The organism is Bacillus cereus group sp. MG4, assembly GCF_040460055.1.
Lineage (GTDB): Bacteria > Bacillota > Bacilli > Bacillales > Bacillaceae_G > Bacillus_A > Bacillus_A wiedmannii.
Map to the genome: position 1 here is coordinate 3505001 of NZ_JARVGZ010000001.1, position 16539 is coordinate 3521539.

Sequence of the window (16539 nt, forward strand, 5' to 3'; positions counted from 1 at the left end):
GGGGTGCTTTCTTAACGGAAAGCCGCAGTGAATAGGCCCAAGCGACTGTTTAGCAAAAACACAGGTCTCTGCGAAGCCGTAAGGCGAAGTATAGGGGCTGACACCTGCCCGGTGCTGGAAGGTTAAGGAGAGGGGTTAGCGTAAGCGAAGCTCTGAACTGAAGCCCCAGTAAACGGCGGCCGTAACTATAACGGTCCTAAGGTAGCGAAATTCCTTGTCGGGTAAGTTCCGACCCGCACGAAAGGTGTAACGATTTGGGCACTGTCTCAACCAGAGACTCGGTGAAATTATAGTACCTGTGAAGATGCAGGTTACCCGCGACAGGACGGAAAGACCCCGTGGAGCTTTACTGTAGCCTGATATTGAATTTTGGTACAGTTTGTACAGGATAGGCGGGAGCCATTGAAACCGGAGCGCTAGCTTCGGTGGAGGCGCTGGTGGGATACCGCCCTGACTGTATTGAAATTCTAACCTACGGGTCTTATCGACCCGGGAGACAGTGTCAGGTGGGCAGTTTGACTGGGGCGGTCGCCTCCTAAAGTGTAACGGAGGCGCCCAAAGGTTCCCTCAGAATGGTTGGAAATCATTCGTAGAGTGCAAAGGCATAAGGGAGCTTGACTGCGAGACCTACAAGTCGAGCAGGGACGAAAGTCGGGCTTAGTGATCCGGTGGTTCCGCATGGAAGGGCCATCGCTCAACGGATAAAAGCTACCCCGGGGATAACAGGCTTATCTCCCCCAAGAGTCCACATCGACGGGGAGGTTTGGCACCTCGATGTCGGCTCATCGCATCCTGGGGCTGTAGTCGGTCCCAAGGGTTGGGCTGTTCGCCCATTAAAGCGGTACGCGAGCTGGGTTCAGAACGTCGTGAGACAGTTCGGTCCCTATCCGTCGTGGGCGTAGGAAATTTGAGAGGAGCTGTCCTTAGTACGAGAGGACCGGGATGGACGCACCGCTGGTGTACCAGTTGTTCTGCCAAGGGCATAGCTGGGTAGCTATGTGCGGAAGGGATAAGTGCTGAAAGCATCTAAGCATGAAGCCCCCCTCAAGATGAGATTTCCCATAGCGTAAGCTAGTAAGATCCCTGAAAGATGATCAGGTTGATAGGTTCGAGGTGGAAGCATGGTGACATGTGGAGCTGACGAATACTAATAGATCGAGGACTTAACCATATAATATGTAGCAATGTTATCTAGTTTTGAAGGAATATGCCTTCATAGTTTGGTGATGATGGCAGAGAGGTCACACCCGTTCCCATACCGAACACGGAAGTTAAGCTCTCTAGCGCCGATGGTAGTTGGGACCTTGTCCCTGTGAGAGTAGGACGTCGCCAAGCAACTAAACACGAGTCAAATGACTCGTGTTTTTTCGTGTTTTCTTTTATAATCCATAGTAATTAAAAAATGTGTTTAAATAATTATTATTTTGATTAAATACAGGGGAATGTGGCTAGGATAGTGAATAAGCAAAAGAGTTGCAAATTTTATTAATACGTATATAATTAAAGTCAAAGATAGTCAAAGTCAATAAAGGTGGCGGATAAATGAGAAATATATCTGATATCATTGAGCAATATCTAAAGCAAGTTATTGACTTAAGTAATAATAATGTGATTGAAATCAAAAGAAATGAGATTGCGGATCGATTCGAGTGCGTACCATCTCAAATCAATTATGTAATCAATACCCGTTTTACGATAGAAAGAGGATTTGTAGTAGAAAGTAAACGTGGTGGAGGAGGTTACATTCGCATTATAAAAGTCAAACTGCATGACGATATAGACATGATCGATCAAATGCTTCATATGATTGATCATAGCGTTGCGCAAGGGAATGCAGAGAGTATGATTATACGTTTAATAGAAGAGGGAATCATAACAAATCGTGAAGCTAAACTTATGTTAAGTGTACTAGATCGTTCTGTATTATCAATGGATGTTCCTTCTCGAGATGAACTTAGGGCTCGAATATTATGCGCAATGTTAAGAACACTGAAATATAAATAAATATAGCTTTTGTAAAAGAATAATAACTAAGAGATAAGGCAGTTAAATATTGTAGAGGTTTTGAAAAAAGAACACGCACTTTTATTTAAACAAGTAAAGGAAAGTGAACAATCTAGTAATGTATGAAAAGTACTATCAGATAGATCGTTCCTATTGTAAAGGTGGGGATAGTGATGACTTGTCAAAACTGTAATATAAGACCAGCAACTTTACATTATACAAAAGTAATCAACGAAAAGAAGACGGAAGTTCATCTTTGTGAGCAATGTGCAGAACAAAGTGGCTATACGTCTTTCTTTCAATCACCGCAGTCTAACTTTTCATTCCATGATTTATTTGCTGGGTTATTACACGGTGAATCAGCAATGTTTGAAGAAGGACAAAACGGGCTTTCGAATACAAGTATATTAAGGTGTCCAGATTGTAAGATGACATATGAGCAATTTACAAAGGTGGGACGGTTTGGATGTGCTTCTTGTTACGATACATTTAAGGAACATTTAAAGCCATTATTAAAACGTCTGCACGGTGGACATACAGATCATTGTGGAAAAATTCCGGAACGTATAGAAGGAAATCTTCACTTAAAGAAAGAATTAGATGAACTAAAACTCATTCTGAAACAATACGTACAGAAAGAGGAGTTTGAGAAAGCTGCTGAAGTAAGGGATAATATTCGAGGTCTTGAAAATCAGCTTAGTGAGCATAGAGAGGGGGAATAGTTCTATGTCACTGGACAAAATTATGAATGAAGCGATTAGTCCATGGATGAAGGGGGATGGCCCTGATTCTGATATTGTTTTAAGTAGTCGAATTCGTTTGGCTCGTAATTTTAAAAAATATCAATTCTCTACTATGCAAAACGAAGAAGAAGCTAGACAGATTCATGAATTATTTAAAAAGGAATTTATAAATAAAACGGTAGAACCTTTTGGAGATTTTGAACTATTAAAAATGAATGAATTAACGCCTCTTCAAAGGAGAGTATTAGTTGAAAAGCATTTAATTAGTCCTAACCTTGCAGGAACAGAATACGGAGCATGTCTATTATCAGAAAGCGAACATATTAGTGTTATGCTTAATGAAGAAGACCACATTAGGATACAGTGCTTATTTTCAGGGTTACAGTTATCAGAGGCCATTCAAAGTGCCAATCAAATAGATAATTGGATAGAGGAAGAGGTTGAATATGCTTTTGATGAATCACTTGGATATATAACGAGCTGCCCTACTAACGTTGGTACAGGATTGAGGGCTTCCGTAATGATTCACTTACCGGGACTCGTTTTAACGAAAAGAATTAGCCGCATTATACAAGTAATTCAAAAATTAGGGTTAGTAGTAAGAGGAATATACGGTGAAGGTAGCGAAGCGTTAGGTAATATATTTCAAGTGTCAAATCAAATGACGCTAGGAAAATCTGAAGAAGATATTATTGCAGATTTAAAAAGTGTCATTCAACAAATCATACAGCAAGAAAAAATGGCTAGAGAATTAATTGTACAAAATTCAAGTATTGAGCTTGAAGATAAGGTTTATCGCTCTTATGGCATACTAGCAAACAGTCGGTTAATTCAATCTGCAGAAGCGGCCACTTGCTTATCAGATGTACGACTTGGTATTGATTTAGGATATATAAAAGGTGTATCGAGAAATATTTTGACTGAGCTAATGGTTCTTACACAACCAGGCATTTTACAACAATATGCAGGCGGACCTTTAGGACCAGAAGAAAGAGATTATCGAAGAGCAACCTTAATCCGTGAGCGATTACGTATTGAAAAAAACTAAGCGCAAGTAGGAGGCGATTTCTATGATGTTTGGAAGATTTACAGAAAGAGCACAGAAAGTATTAGCTTTATCTCAAGAGGAAGCAATTCGTATTGGGCATAATAATATTGGAACAGAACACATTTTACTTGGGCTTGTACGCGAAGGGGAAGGAATTGCAGCAAAAGCGTTAATTGCTCTTGGGTTAAGTCCAGAGAAGGTTCAAAAAGAGGTAGAAGCGTTAATTGGACGCGGAACAGAAGCTTCTCAAACTGTACATTATACACCGCGTGCTAAAAAGGTTATTGAGTTGTCTATGGATGAAGCTCGTAAATTAGGTCATTCTTACGTTGGAACAGAACATATCTTACTTGGTTTAATCCGTGAAGGTGAAGGTGTAGCAGCACGTGTTTTAAATAACTTAGGCGTTAGCCTAAATAAGGCAAGACAACAAGTATTGCAACTTCTTGGAAGTAATGAAGCAAGTTCAGGTCACCAAGGTGGTTCTTCAACGAATGCAAATACACCGACACTGGATAGCTTAGCACGTGATTTAACAGTTGTTGCACGTGAAAATCGTCTAGATCCTGTTATCGGTCGTGGTAAAGAAATTCAACGTGTAATTGAAGTTTTAAGCCGTAGAACAAAAAACAATCCTGTATTAATTGGAGAACCTGGTGTAGGTAAAACGGCAATTGCAGAAGGATTAGCACAACAAATTGTAAATAATGAAGTTCCTGAAACATTAAGAGATAAGCGTGTTATGACACTAGATATGGGTACAGTTGTAGCTGGAACGAAATATCGTGGTGAATTTGAAGATCGTTTAAAGAAAGTTATGGATGAAATCCGTCAAGCTGGAAACATTATTCTATTTATTGATGAACTTCATACATTAATTGGTGCAGGTGGAGCAGAAGGTGCAATTGATGCATCGAACATTTTAAAACCATCTTTAGCACGCGGAGAGTTACAATGTATCGGGGCGACAACCTTAGATGAATATCGTAAATATATTGAAAAAGACGCGGCTTTAGAAAGACGCTTCCAACCAATTCACGTTGATGAGCCAAGTTTAGACGAATCAACTCAAATCTTGAAAGGTTTACGTGATCGTTACGAAGCGCATCACCGTGTATCTATTACAGATGATGCAATTGATGCAGCTGTAAAGCTTTCAGACCGCTATATTACAGATCGTTTCTTACCAGATAAAGCAATTGATTTAATTGATGAAGCTGCTTCAAAGGTTCGCTTACGCTCTTATACAACACCACCAAATCTAAAAGAGCTTGAAGTACAACTTGAGGAAATTAGAAAAGAAAAAGATGCAGCTGTGCAAAGTCAAGAGTTTGAAAAAGCTGCTTCCTTACGTGATATGGAACAACGCTTACGTGAAAAGTTAGAAGATACGAAGCGTCAATGGAAAGAGCAACAAGGAAAAGAAAACTCAGAAGTGACAGTAGAAGATATTGCAAATGTCGTTTCTACGTGGACTCGTATACCAGTTTCTAAACTTGCACAAACAGAGACTGATAAATTATTAAACTTAGAATCCATTCTTCACAACCGTGTTATTGGTCAAGATGAAGCGGTAGTAGCTGTAGCGAAAGCTGTTCGTCGTGCTAGAGCAGGATTGAAAGATCCGAAACGTCCGATTGGTTCATTTATTTTCTTAGGACCAACAGGTGTAGGTAAAACAGAACTAGCAAGAGCATTAGCAGAATCTATGTTCGGTGATGAGGATGCAATGATTCGCATCGATATGTCTGAGTACATGGAGAAGCATTCGACTTCTCGTTTAGTTGGATCTCCTCCAGGATATGTTGGATATGAAGAAGGTGGACAATTAACAGAAAAGGTTCGCCGTAAGCCATATTCAGTTGTCCTATTAGATGAAGTAGAGAAAGCTCATCCTGATGTGTTTAACATTTTACTACAAGTATTAGAAGATGGTCGCTTGACGGATTCTAAAGGGCGTACAGTTGATTTCCGTAATACAATTGTTATTATGACATCTAACGTTGGTGCAGATGCGTTAAAACGTAATAAACATCTTGGATTTAACGTACAAGATGAGAGCCGCGATTATTCAGATATGAAAGGTAAAGTAATGGATGAACTGAAAAAGGCATTTCGTCCAGAATTCTTAAACCGTATTGATGAAATTATCGTGTTCCATATGCTTGAGAAAAAACATATTCAAGAGATTGTAACACTTATGGTGAATCAGTTAGTGAAGCGCTTAAAAGAGCAAGAGATTGAATTGCATTTAACAGAAGGAGCGATTTCAGCCATTGCTGATAAAGGATTTGACCGAGAATATGGTGCTCGTCCGCTTCGTAGAGCAATTCAGAAACATGTAGAAGATAGACTATCGGAAGAACTTTTAAAAGGTGCTATTGAGAAAGGACAAAAAGTTATCTTTGATGTTGAAGGGGAATCATTTGTCATTCATAGCGCTGAAAAGGTAAAATAAGTATAGACAAACTAAGAGGGCTACGAGATAGCCCTCTTTCTTGTACGAGAAGGATAAACTGTTTATAGATGAAAGTGAAGTGAAATATAAAACGATATGGCTAAAAAGAAAACAAAATTCACATGTCAAGAGTGTGGTTATCAGTCACCAAAATATATGGGGAAATGCCCTGGTTGTGGTCAATGGAATACGCTTGTTGAAGAGATGGAACCGGTTGTATCTTCAAGACGGCTTAATTATGCCAATGCAATTCAATCGGAAGTAACAAAACCAAGACGCCTAACAGAAGTAGAAACAAAATCTGAGGCACGTATTGAAACGAAATTCCAAGAGTTTAACCGTGTACTTGGTGGTGGGATTGTAGATGGATCCTTAGTACTTATTGGTGGAGACCCTGGGATTGGGAAATCAACATTGTTATTACAAATTTCATCGCAATTAGCAGATTCTTCATATGATGTACTATACATATCAGGTGAGGAGTCAGCAAAGCAGATTAAACTTCGTGCAGATCGTTTGCATGTAAAGGGTAGTAATCTATTTGTTGTAGCAGAAACTGATCTACAGCGAATTGCAGCGCACATTGAAGAGATGAATCCAGCTTTTGTTGTTATTGACTCTATTCAAACGATACATTTACCTGAAGTGACGTCAGCCCCAGGAAGTGTAGCGCAAGTACGTGAATGTACAGCGGAATTAATGAAACTTGCAAAAACGAAAGGAATTCCTATTTTTATCGTCGGACATGTAACAAAAGAGGGGGCAATTGCAGGACCTCGTATGTTAGAACATATGGTCGATGCAGTTCTTTACTTTGAAGGAGATCGTCATCATACATATCGTATCTTGCGAGCTGTGAAGAATCGTTTTGGTTCCACGAATGAAATGGGTATTTTTGAAATGAAAGAGCTTGGTCTTGCGGAAGTCTTAAACCCTTCTGAAATTTTTCTTGAGGAAAGACCCGTTGGAGTCGCAGGATCAACAGTAGTTGCCTCAATGGAAGGAACAAGACCGGTTTTAGTAGAAATACAAGCATTAATCTCCCCTACTAGTTTTGGAAACCCTCGAAGAATGGCGACGGGAATTGATCATAACCGTGTATCGCTTATTATGGCAGTGCTAGAAAAAAGAACAGGTTTATTATTGCAAAACCAAGACGCATATTTAAAAGTAGCAGGTGGTTTGAAATTAGATGAACCAGCAATTGATTTAGCTGTGGCTTTAAGTATTGCTTCAAGTTTTAGAGATAAATCTACGACACCAACTGATGCAGTAATAGGAGAAGTAGGATTAACTGGAGAAATAAGAAGAGTATCAAGAATTGAACAACGTGTACAAGAAGCAGCTAAATTAGGATTTCAACGTGCTATTATTCCTAGAAAAAATTTGGGGGGATGGACAATTCCGGATGGGATTGAGGTAGTAGGTGTATCTAATTTAGGGGAAGCGCTTCGTTTGACATTAGGAGGCTAGGCTATGGAAGAAAACAAGCAACGTGTCAAAAGCATGATTAATATTTTACAGCTCGTGGCCCCAGGAACACCACTGCGCGAAGGGATAGATAACGTGCTTCGCGCACAAACAGGGGGACTAATTGTTCTTGGGTATAATGAACAAATTAAAAGTATTGTTGATGGGGGATTTCACATTAATTGTGCATTCTCTCCTGCTAGTTTATACGAATTAGCAAAAATGGATGGGGCACTTATTTTAAATGAAACTGGAAGTAAAATTTTAATTGCAAATGCACAGTTAGTTCCAGAGGCATCTATTGATTCTATTGAAACAGGTATGCGCCACCGGACGGCAGAGCGTGTAGCAAAGCAGACAGGTAGTCTTGTTGTGGCTATTTCACAAAGACGTAACGTAATTACACTATATCAAGGGAATTTACGTTATACACTAAAGGATATAGGTGTTATTTTAACAAAGGCAAACCAAGCTATTCAAACGTTAGAAAAATATAAGGCTGTATGGAATGATGGTATTACGAATTTGGGCATTCTAGAATTTGAAGAAGTCGTTACAATGTCCGAGGTGGTTCATGTGTTACATAGTGTTGAAATGGTACTGCGGATTAAAAATGAAATATTGAGCTATATTCATGAGCTAGGAACGGAAGGTAGGTTAATTCGTTTACAACTTACAGAACTACTAGCTGATTTAGAGGCAGAGGCAGCGTTATTAATTAAAGATTATTATCAAGAAAAAACACAAGACCATCATCAAATTTTGAAAAAGTTACAAGATCTTGCGAATACACAACTTCTAGAGGATAGCGATTTAGTTAAATTGCTTGGCTATCCAGGACAAATGAGTTTAGAAGAAAGTGTGACGCCGAGAGGATACCGAATCACAAGCAAAATTTCGCGCGTTCCGCCACTTATCATTGAAAATTTAATTAATCGATTTAAGACTTTGCAAGGTGTTTGTCGAGCAACTATTAATGAATTGGATGATGTGGAAGGAATTGGAGAAGTCAGGGCGAAGAAAATACGAGAAGGCCTAAAAAGAATCCAAGAGCATCTCTATATGAGTAGACACAATTAAGAATATTACATTGATTCCATAATATAACGACACTAGAACATTTTTGGTATATGATATGGTATATTGGTAAATAAAACTATTTATAAAAAAAACACGTCCGCTTTTGCATTCGGCGTTTTGATTAGCGAAACAATGGTTAATAATGAGTAGGAGGTGGTTCGATGTTAAAACGGATTGTACAGCTCTTCTTTCTAGTAATTGGCGGAGCGTTAGGGATTTACTTAATCCCAAAAGTTATTAATGTATTAGACATCGGTGCTGTTCCATTATTGGAAGGATCGTATGTTCGTGCAATTATTGGTGCAATTATTTTATTTTTAACAACATTTTGGCTTGTAGATTATATTGTTCAACTTATTAAGCATATTGAAGAGGCTCTTGTAAAGGCGCCTGTAGCGGATGTTTTATTTGGTACATTAGGATTAATCTCTGGTCTTATTGTTGCATATTTAATTTTAATACCAATTCGTGAATTTACAATTCCAGTTATTAGTACAGTGTTGCAAGTGTTCTTTACTCTTTTACTTGGATATTTAGGATTCCAAGTAGGGTTTAAAAAGAGGAATGAATTGCTAGGATTATTTACATTACCACAACGTGGGAAGAAGAAAAATAATAATAGTGAAAATGAAGAAACTGAGGTAGAAGAATCTACAACTCATTGGAAAATTCTCGATACGAGTGTAATTATCGATGGGCGTATTGCTGATATTTGCCAAACAAAGTTTTTAGAAGGAACAATTGTGATTCCACAATTCGTGTTAGAAGAGCTTCAGCATATTGCCGATTCTTCTGATGCTTTAAAGCGTAATCGTGGTCGCAGAGGATTAGATATTTTAAATCGTATTCAAAAAGAGATGCCAATTCCGGTAGAAATTTATGAAGGCGATTTCGATGATATTCAAGAAGTGGATAGCAAACTTGTAAAGTTGGCGAAAATCACTGGTGGAACGGTAGTAACGAATGATTTTAACTTAAACAAAGTTTCTGAATTACAAGGGGTAACGGTGTTAAATATTAACGATTTAGCTAATGCAATTAAACCTGTCGTACTCCCAGGTGAAGAACTGAGTGTTTATGTTGTCAAAGACGGAAAAGAACAAAATCAAGGTGTTGCATATTTAGATGATGGCACGATGATTGTAGTAGAAGATGGTAGAGAATATGTAGGTTCACAACTCAATGTGCTTGTTACTAGTGTGTTACAAACATCGGCTGGGCGTATGATTTTCGCCAAACGTAAATTATTAGAAAAAGCATTATAAGTAGAGGGTTATTAATATGTATACATTAATTATTCCAGCAGCTGGTCAAGGTAAGCGGATGGGTGCTGGTAAAAACAAGTTGTTCTTACTTATTAATGAAGTACCGATTATTGTGCATACGTTACGTGCTTTTGAAAAAGATAAAGCATGCAAAAGTATTATTATGGCAATTAACGAAGAAGAACGTCCGTATTTTGAAGAATTAATGCAGGAGTATCCGATTGAAAAGCCAGTACAATTTATTCAGGGCGGAGCCGAAAGACAAGATAGTGTATATAACGCCATTCAGTATACTAATGATGTTGAGTATGTTCTTGTACATGACGGTGCCCGTCCATTTGTAACGAATAAAGTGATTCAAGATGTATTAACTGCAGCGGAAAAATATGGAGCGTCCATTTGTGCGGTACCAGTGAAAGATACAGTTAAGAAAGTAGAGCAGGGTATCGTTGTCGAAACGGTAGAAAGATCTCAGCTTAAAGCTGTACAAACACCACAAGGGTTCGCTGTTTCTCTTTTGTTAGAAGCTCATAGAAGTGCAAAACAGGGTTGTTTCCTTGGTACAGATGATGCAAGCCTCGTAGAACGTATCGGGAAGCAAGTAGGTGTAGTAGAGGGGAGTTACTATAATATTAAAGTGACGACTCCAGAGGATTTATTAATTGCTGAAAGTTTCCTTCATGTTCAAAAGAAATGACAGTGATGATTATAGCGAAGAAAAGCTCGGCAACAGCCGGGCTTTTCTTTATAAGGATAGCGATATAATATAGAATCATAAAGCTCTGTAGTTTAGCTTGAGGAGGATGTAAAAAATGTTTCGAATTGGACAAGGTTTTGATGTGCATGAGTTTGCGGAAGGTAGACCGTTAATTATTGGTGGAATTACAATTCCTCATGAGAAAGGATTAATTGGTCATTCAGATGCAGACGTATTGTTACATACGATTGCGGATGCATGTTTAGGTGCAATTGCAGCTGGAGATATTGGAAAACATTTCCCTGATACAGATCCTGCTTTTAAAGATGCTGATTCAGCTGTATTGCTGCAAAAGGTTTGGGAATTTGTACGTGAACAAGGTTACGAGTTAGGGAATCTAGATTGTACAATTATTGCTCAAAAGCCAAAGATGGCACCACATATTGAAAGTATGCGTAAACGTATTAGTGAACTATTAGAAACGTCTATTGACAATATCAATGTAAAAGCAACAACAACAGAAAAATTAGGATTTACAGGTAGAGAAGAAGGAATTGCTTCTCAAGCAGTTGTTTTATTACAGAAAAAATAATGGTTTTTAATTCGTAAGATGGATAATCACATTTTTTTGGTGTACAATTATAGAATGTGTTGACATTAAGAATGGAAGGTGTACCAATTATGGAAAAGCAAGTGAGAGTGCGCTATGCGCCAAGTCCAACAGGACACTTACATATCGGAAATGCGCGTACGGCATTATTTAATTATTTATTTGCTCGTCATCAAGATGGTAAGTTTATTATTCGTATTGAAGATACTGATGTGAAACGTAATGTTGCTGGTGGAGAAGAAAGCCAATTAAAATACTTGAAATGGCTCGGTATGGACTGGGATGAAGGTGTTGATGTTGGTGGTGAATTTGGCCCATATCGTCAAACAGAGCGTTTAGATATTTATAAAAAATTATATGAAGATTTATTAGAGCGCGGTTTAGCTTACAAATGTTATATGACAGAAGAAGAGCTAGAAGCAGAGCGTGAAGGGCAAATCTCTCGTGGTGAAACACCGCGTTATGCTGGAAACCACCGTGATTTAACTGAGGAGCAAATGAAAGGATTTGAGGCTGAAGGCCGCATTCCGAGTATTCGTTTCCGTGTACCGGTTGATCGCGACTACACGTTTAAAGATATCGTAAAAGATGAAGTTGCATTCCATTCAAATGATTTCGGTGATTTCGTTATCGTGAAAAAAGATGGAATTCCAACTTATAACTTTGCGGTAGCAGTAGATGATCACTTAATGGAGATTACACATGTACTTCGTGGTGATGATCATATTTCAAATACGCCAAAACAAATGATGATTTACGAAGCTTTCGGTTGGGATATTCCGCAATTTGGTCATATGACTTTAATTGTAAACGAAAGCCGTAAAAAGTTAAGTAAGCGTGATGAATCTATTATTCAATTTATTGAGCAATATAAAGAGCTTGGATATCTTCCAGAAGCAATCTTTAACTTTATTGCACTATTAGGTTGGTCGCCAGTAGGAGAAGAGGAAATCTTCTCTCAAGATGAGTTTATCAAAATGTTCGATGCAGCTCGTTTATCAAAATCGCCTGCATTATTTGATTCTCAAAAACTAAAATGGATGAACAACCAATATATGAAAAAGCAAGACTTAGATATGGTGGTAGAGTTAAGTTTACCGCATCTAGTGAAAGCTGGACGTATAGGTGAAACTTTAAGTGAACAAGAACAAGCTTGGATTCGTGATGTAATTGCGTTATATCATGAACAAATGAGTTTTGGAGCTGAAATTGTAGAGCTTTCTGAAATGTTCTTCAAAGATCATGTTGATTATGAAGAAGAAGGACAAGAAGTATTAAAAGGTGAACAAGTACCAGAAGTACTTCGTGCATTTGCGGATCAAGTAGAAGCACTAGAAGCGATGGAACCAGCAACAATTAAGGCGGCTATTAAAGCGGTGCAAAAGGAAACAGGTCATAAAGGTAAAAACTTATTTATGCCAATCCGTGTTGCAACTACTGGTCAAACACATGGCCCAGAGCTTCCTAATGCTATTGCACTTCTTGGAAAAGAAAAAGTTTTAAATCGTCTTCAAAAAGTAATTGGTTAACATTTTCTAGATTTAGAAATATAATAAGTATACTTAAAACCTAATAAGGAAAAGCGACGAGAAGGAGAAGTAGAAAATCAGGCTTTTTACAGAGAGAACCACCTTTAGGCTGGAAGTGGTTTATAAGCGGATTTTTGAAATGCCCCTTCGAGTCTTCTGCTGAACAGCGAATTGTTTTGTGAAACGTCTTAGGGCGTAAAGTAAGCAGAAGCGGTGTACACCGTTATCATAGATGAGTTTGAGGCTTTTTTTAGCCTAAACAGAGTGGAACCGCGCTTATAAGGCGTCTCTGTCAATATGACAGAGGCGTCTTTTTTTATACCGTAAAAGTGGATATGAGTATAAGTTTTATCCCTGTGTATAAAGATTTAGGGGGATAAGTACGGAGTAAAGGGAGTTAGTTCACTCGAAAAAGCAGCCCATAAAGGGGAGGGAACATCGATGTTTAAGAGGCTTCGGGAAGATATTGAAGTCGTTTTTGAACAGGATCCAGCGGCAAGAAGTTATTTCGAAGTCATTTTGACTTACTCTGGATTACATGCAGTTTGGGCCCATCGAATTGCACATGCTTTTTATAAAAAGAATTTCTTCTTTATTGCACGTTGGATCTCACAAGTTAGTCGTTTCTTTACTGGTATTGAGATTCATCCAGGAGCAACAATTGGTCGTCGTTTTTTCATAGACCATGGAATGGGGGTTGTAATTGGAGAAACGTGCGAAATTGGTGATAATGTAACGATCTATCAAGGTGTTACATTAGGTGGTACGGGTAAAGAAAAGGGGAAGAGGCATCCTACAATTCAGGATAATGTACTAATTGCAACAGGTGCTAAAGTACTAGGTTCTATTACAGTTGGAGAGAATTCTAAAATTGGAGCAGGGTCTGTCGTATTAAAAGAAGTGCCTGCACATTCTACAGTTGTAGGTATACCTGGCCGAGTCGTTATTCAAAATGGAGTAAAGATCGGTCAAGAATTAAATCATTCTGACCTTCCAGACCCAATTTTTGATAAGTTAAAGGTCATGGAAGTAGAACTTGATAAATTGAAAAAACAACTTGAAGTAAAGGTAGAAAGGAAGGATAAAAATGACTATTCACATTTATAATACGTTAACGCGTCAAAAGGAAGAGTTTACTCCATTAGAAGAAAATAAGGTAAAGATGTATGTGTGTGGACCTACAGTTTATAACTATATTCACATTGGGAATGCAAGACCACCTATGGTATTTGATACGGTACGCCGTTATTTAGAATATAAAGGGTATGATGTGCAGTATGTATCTAACTTTACTGACGTAGATGATAAATTAATTAAAGCAGCAAATGAATTAGGTGAAGATGTGCCGACAATTGCTGACCGTTTCGTTGAAGCGTATTTTGAAGATGTAACGGCACTAGGTTGCAAACATGCAACAGTTCATCCGCGTGTAACGGAAAATATGGATATCATTATTGAATTTATTCAAGAACTTGTGAATAAAGGATATGCGTATGAATCAGAAGGTGATGTGTACTTTAGAACGAAGGAATTTGAAGGATACGGTAAATTATCGCATCAACCAATCGCCGACTTACGTCATGGTGCGCGCATTGAAGTAGGAGAAAAGAAACAAGACCCTCTTGATTTTGCTTTATGGAAAGCTGCGAAAGAAGGAGAAATCTTCTGGGAAAGCCCTTGGGGGAAAGGTCGTCCAGGCTGGCATATTGAATGCTCAGCAATGGCGCGTAAATACTTAGGAGATACAATCGATATTCATGCTGGTGGTCAAGACTTGGCATTTCCTCATCATGAGAATGAAATTGCGCAGTCTGAGGCATTAACAGGAAAAACATTTGCACGTTATTGGATGCACAATGGATATATTAATATTAATAATGAGAAGATGTCTAAGTCACTGGGGAACTTCATTTTAGTTCACGATATCATTAAGCAATATGATCCACAGCTAATTAGATTCTTTATGCTATCGGTACATTACCGTCACCCAATTAATTTCAGTGAAGATTTACTACAAAGCACAAATAATGGACTGGAAAGAATTAAAACGGCTTACGGTAATTTAAAACACCGTATGGAAAGTAGTACTGATTTAACAGATCATAATGAGAAATGGTTAGCGGAACTGGAAAAATTCCAGACTGCATTTGAAGAAGCAATGAATGATGACTTCAACACTGCTAATGCAATCACTGAGTTATATAATGTAGCAAATCATGCAAATCAATATTTACTGGAAGAACATACGTCTACAGTTGTAATTGAAGCATACGTAAAACAACTTGAAACATTGTTTGATATTTTAGGGTTAGAATTAGCGCAAGAAGAGTTGCTTGATGAAGAAATTGAGGTACTTATTCAAAAGCGCATTGAAGCTCGTAAAAATCGTGATTTTGCGTTATCAGATCAAATTCGCGATGATTTAAAAGACCGTAATATTATTTTAGAAGATACCGCTCAAGGTACAAGATGGAAAAGAGGATAAGAATGATTGATGCAAAGCAATTAAACAGCTTAGCGTTAGCATATATGGGTGATGCGGTATATGAACAATATATCCGCTATCACCTACTTCAAAAAGGGAAAGTTCGTCCTAATCAATTGCATCGATTAGGGACAAGCTTTGTTTCGGCAAAAGCACAGGCGAAAGTTGTTTATCATTTATTAGAGACAGCATTTTTAACAGAGGAAGAAGAGGCGGTACTAAGAAGAGGGCGTAATGCAAATTCAGGTACTGTCCCGAAAAATACTGATGTACAAACATATCGATATAGTACAGCCTTTGAAGCGCTAATTGGCTATCATCACTTATTAAATAATCGTGAAAGATTAGACGAAATTGTATATAAGGCAATTGCTGTTTTAGAAGAAAAGGAAGGGGGCACATCATCATGAGTAGTGAATATATTATCGGACGTAACCCTGTAATTGAAGCGTTACGCTCAGGAAGAGATATTAATAAAATTTGGATCGCGGAAGGTGCTGCCAAAGGACAGATACAAATTGTACTAGCACTAGCGAAAGAAAATAAGATTATTTTACAACATGCACCAAAGAAGAAGTTAGATCAATTAGTTGAGGGGAACCATCAAGGTGTAATTGCTCAAGTGGCTGCATATCAATATGCTGAGCTAGAAGATCTATTTAAAGTGGCAGAGAAGCGTAACGAAGATCCGTTCTTCTTAATTTTAGATGAAATTGAAGACCCGCATAACCTAGGTTCTATTATGCGTACTGCGGATGCAACAGGAGCTCATGGAATTATTATTCCGAAAAGAAGAGCTGTGGGACTTACTGCATCAGTTGCGAAAGCATCGACTGGAGCAATTGAATATATTCCTGTTGCACGTGTAACGAATTTATCTCGTACAATCGATGAATTAAAAGAACGTGGACTTTGGATTGCTGGTACAGATGCAAAAGGGAAAACGGATTACCGTAATTTAGATGGTAAAATGCCAATTGGATTAGTAATTGGAAGTGAAGGAAAAGGTATGAGTCGTATTATTGGTGAAAAATGTGATTTCTTAATTACTTTACCGATGGTCGGTAAAGTTACATCCTTAAATGCTTCAGTAGCCGCAAGTTTGTTAATGTATGAGGTATATCGTAAGCGTCACGAAATTGGTAAATAA

General features: G+C 38.2%; 14 protein-coding genes, 2 rRNA genes and 1 other annotated feature (1 of these 17 running past the window's edge). All 16 genes read left to right on the top strand.

What is annotated here, in order from left to right; all coding sequences use genetic code 11:
• A 23S ribosomal RNA gene (locus QCI41_RS18435) occupies positions 1–1171 on the top strand (it extends 1751 nt beyond the left edge of the window).
• Positions 1172–1219: 48 nt separating this feature from the next.
• A 5S ribosomal RNA gene (gene rrf / locus QCI41_RS18440) occupies positions 1220–1335 on the top strand.
• Positions 1336–1542: 207 nt separating this feature from the next.
• On the top strand, positions 1543–2004 hold the full coding sequence (ctsR, locus tag QCI41_RS18445; protein ID WP_001244556.1) for a transcriptional regulator CtsR: 462 nt from the start codon (positions 1543–1545) through the stop codon (positions 2002–2004).
• Between the two features lie 173 nt (positions 2005–2177).
• Positions 2178–2726: a protein-arginine kinase activator protein McsA gene (gene mcsA, locus QCI41_RS18450; protein ID WP_353836949.1), complete on the top strand. Its 549-nt coding sequence runs from the start codon at positions 2178–2180 to the stop codon at positions 2724–2726.
• Between the two features lie 4 nt (positions 2727–2730).
• Positions 2731–3795: a protein-arginine kinase McsB gene (gene mcsB / locus QCI41_RS18455; protein ID WP_046958121.1), complete on the top strand. Its 1065-nt coding sequence runs from the start codon at positions 2731–2733 to the stop codon at positions 3793–3795.
• 22 nt (positions 3796–3817) lie between these two features.
• Positions 3818–6253, top strand: coding sequence for an ATP-dependent protease ATP-binding subunit ClpC (gene clpC / locus QCI41_RS18460; RefSeq protein WP_046958120.1), 2436 nt, complete (start codon positions 3818–3820; stop codon positions 6251–6253).
• A 96-nt stretch (positions 6254–6349) separates the two neighbouring features.
• Positions 6350–7726: a DNA repair protein RadA gene (gene radA / locus QCI41_RS18465; protein ID WP_001085205.1), complete on the top strand. Its 1377-nt coding sequence runs from the start codon at positions 6350–6352 to the stop codon at positions 7724–7726.
• A gap of 3 nt (positions 7727–7729) precedes the next feature.
• Positions 7730–8803 (top strand): DNA integrity scanning diadenylate cyclase DisA, encoded by a 1074-nt coding sequence (gene disA, locus QCI41_RS18470; RefSeq protein ID WP_000392165.1) that lies wholly within the window; start codon positions 7730–7732, stop codon positions 8801–8803.
• 161 nt (positions 8804–8964) lie between these two features.
• On the top strand, positions 8965–10068 hold the full coding sequence (locus QCI41_RS18475) for a PIN/TRAM domain-containing protein (RefSeq protein ID WP_000919686.1): 1104 nt from the start codon (positions 8965–8967) through the stop codon (positions 10066–10068).
• A gap of 16 nt (positions 10069–10084) precedes the next feature.
• Positions 10085–10765 (top strand): 2-C-methyl-D-erythritol 4-phosphate cytidylyltransferase, encoded by a 681-nt coding sequence (gene ispD, locus QCI41_RS18480; protein ID WP_353836948.1) that lies wholly within the window; start codon positions 10085–10087, stop codon positions 10763–10765.
• Positions 10766–10880: 115 nt separating this feature from the next.
• Positions 10881–11357, top strand: coding sequence for a 2-C-methyl-D-erythritol 2,4-cyclodiphosphate synthase (ispF, locus tag QCI41_RS18485; RefSeq protein ID WP_000488386.1), 477 nt, complete (start codon positions 10881–10883; stop codon positions 11355–11357).
• Between the two features lie 89 nt (positions 11358–11446).
• The gene (gene gltX / locus QCI41_RS18490; protein WP_353836947.1) at positions 11447–12904 is read left to right on the top strand and encodes a glutamate--tRNA ligase; all 1458 of its coding nucleotides are present in this window, start codon (positions 11447–11449) and stop codon (positions 12902–12904) included.
• Positions 12905–12951: 47 nt separating this feature from the next.
• Positions 12952–13198 (top strand) — a binding site (T-box leader).
• 147 nt (positions 13199–13345) lie between these two features.
• On the top strand, positions 13346–14011 hold the full coding sequence (cysE, locus tag QCI41_RS18495; protein ID WP_000476500.1) for a serine O-acetyltransferase: 666 nt from the start codon (positions 13346–13348) through the stop codon (positions 14009–14011).
• Positions 13992–15389, top strand: coding sequence for a cysteine--tRNA ligase (gene cysS / locus QCI41_RS18500; RefSeq protein WP_000152265.1), 1398 nt, complete (start codon positions 13992–13994; stop codon positions 15387–15389). The genes cysE and cysS overlap by 20 nt, the downstream gene beginning before the upstream one ends.
• Positions 15390–15391: 2 nt before the next feature.
• The gene (locus tag QCI41_RS18505) at positions 15392–15799 is read left to right on the top strand and encodes a Mini-ribonuclease 3 (protein WP_000564263.1); all 408 of its coding nucleotides are present in this window, start codon (positions 15392–15394) and stop codon (positions 15797–15799) included.
• On the top strand, positions 15796–16539 hold the full coding sequence (rlmB, locus tag QCI41_RS18510; protein ID WP_000093757.1) for a 23S rRNA (guanosine(2251)-2'-O)-methyltransferase RlmB: 744 nt from the start codon (positions 15796–15798) through the stop codon (positions 16537–16539). Before QCI41_RS18505 ends, rlmB begins: the two co-directional genes overlap by 4 nt.

Coding starts and splice junctions, on each gene's coding strand:
- cysS (WP_000152265.1), top strand. CDS start 13,992: ATGACTATTCACATTTATAATACGTTAACGCGTCAAAAGGAAGAGTTT.
- disA (WP_000392165.1), top strand. CDS start 7,730: ATGGAAGAAAACAAGCAACGTGTCAAAAGCATGATTAATATTTTACAG.
- QCI41_RS18475 (WP_000919686.1), top strand. CDS start 8,965: ATGTTAAAACGGATTGTACAGCTCTTCTTTCTAGTAATTGGCGGAGCG.
- QCI41_RS18505 (WP_000564263.1), top strand. CDS start 15,392: ATGATTGATGCAAAGCAATTAAACAGCTTAGCGTTAGCATATATGGGT.
- gltX (WP_353836947.1), top strand. CDS start 11,447: ATGGAAAAGCAAGTGAGAGTGCGCTATGCGCCAAGTCCAACAGGACAC.
- ctsR (WP_001244556.1), top strand. CDS start 1,543: ATGAGAAATATATCTGATATCATTGAGCAATATCTAAAGCAAGTTATT.
- clpC (WP_046958120.1), top strand. CDS start 3,818: ATGATGTTTGGAAGATTTACAGAAAGAGCACAGAAAGTATTAGCTTTA.
- mcsB (WP_046958121.1), top strand. CDS start 2,731: ATGTCACTGGACAAAATTATGAATGAAGCGATTAGTCCATGGATGAAG.
- radA (WP_001085205.1), top strand. CDS start 6,350: ATGGCTAAAAAGAAAACAAAATTCACATGTCAAGAGTGTGGTTATCAG.
- cysE (WP_000476500.1), top strand. CDS start 13,346: ATGTTTAAGAGGCTTCGGGAAGATATTGAAGTCGTTTTTGAACAGGAT.
- ispD (WP_353836948.1), top strand. CDS start 10,085: ATGTATACATTAATTATTCCAGCAGCTGGTCAAGGTAAGCGGATGGGT.
- mcsA (WP_353836949.1), top strand. CDS start 2,178: ATGACTTGTCAAAACTGTAATATAAGACCAGCAACTTTACATTATACA.
- ispF (WP_000488386.1), top strand. CDS start 10,881: ATGTTTCGAATTGGACAAGGTTTTGATGTGCATGAGTTTGCGGAAGGT.
- rlmB (WP_000093757.1), top strand. CDS start 15,796: ATGAGTAGTGAATATATTATCGGACGTAACCCTGTAATTGAAGCGTTA.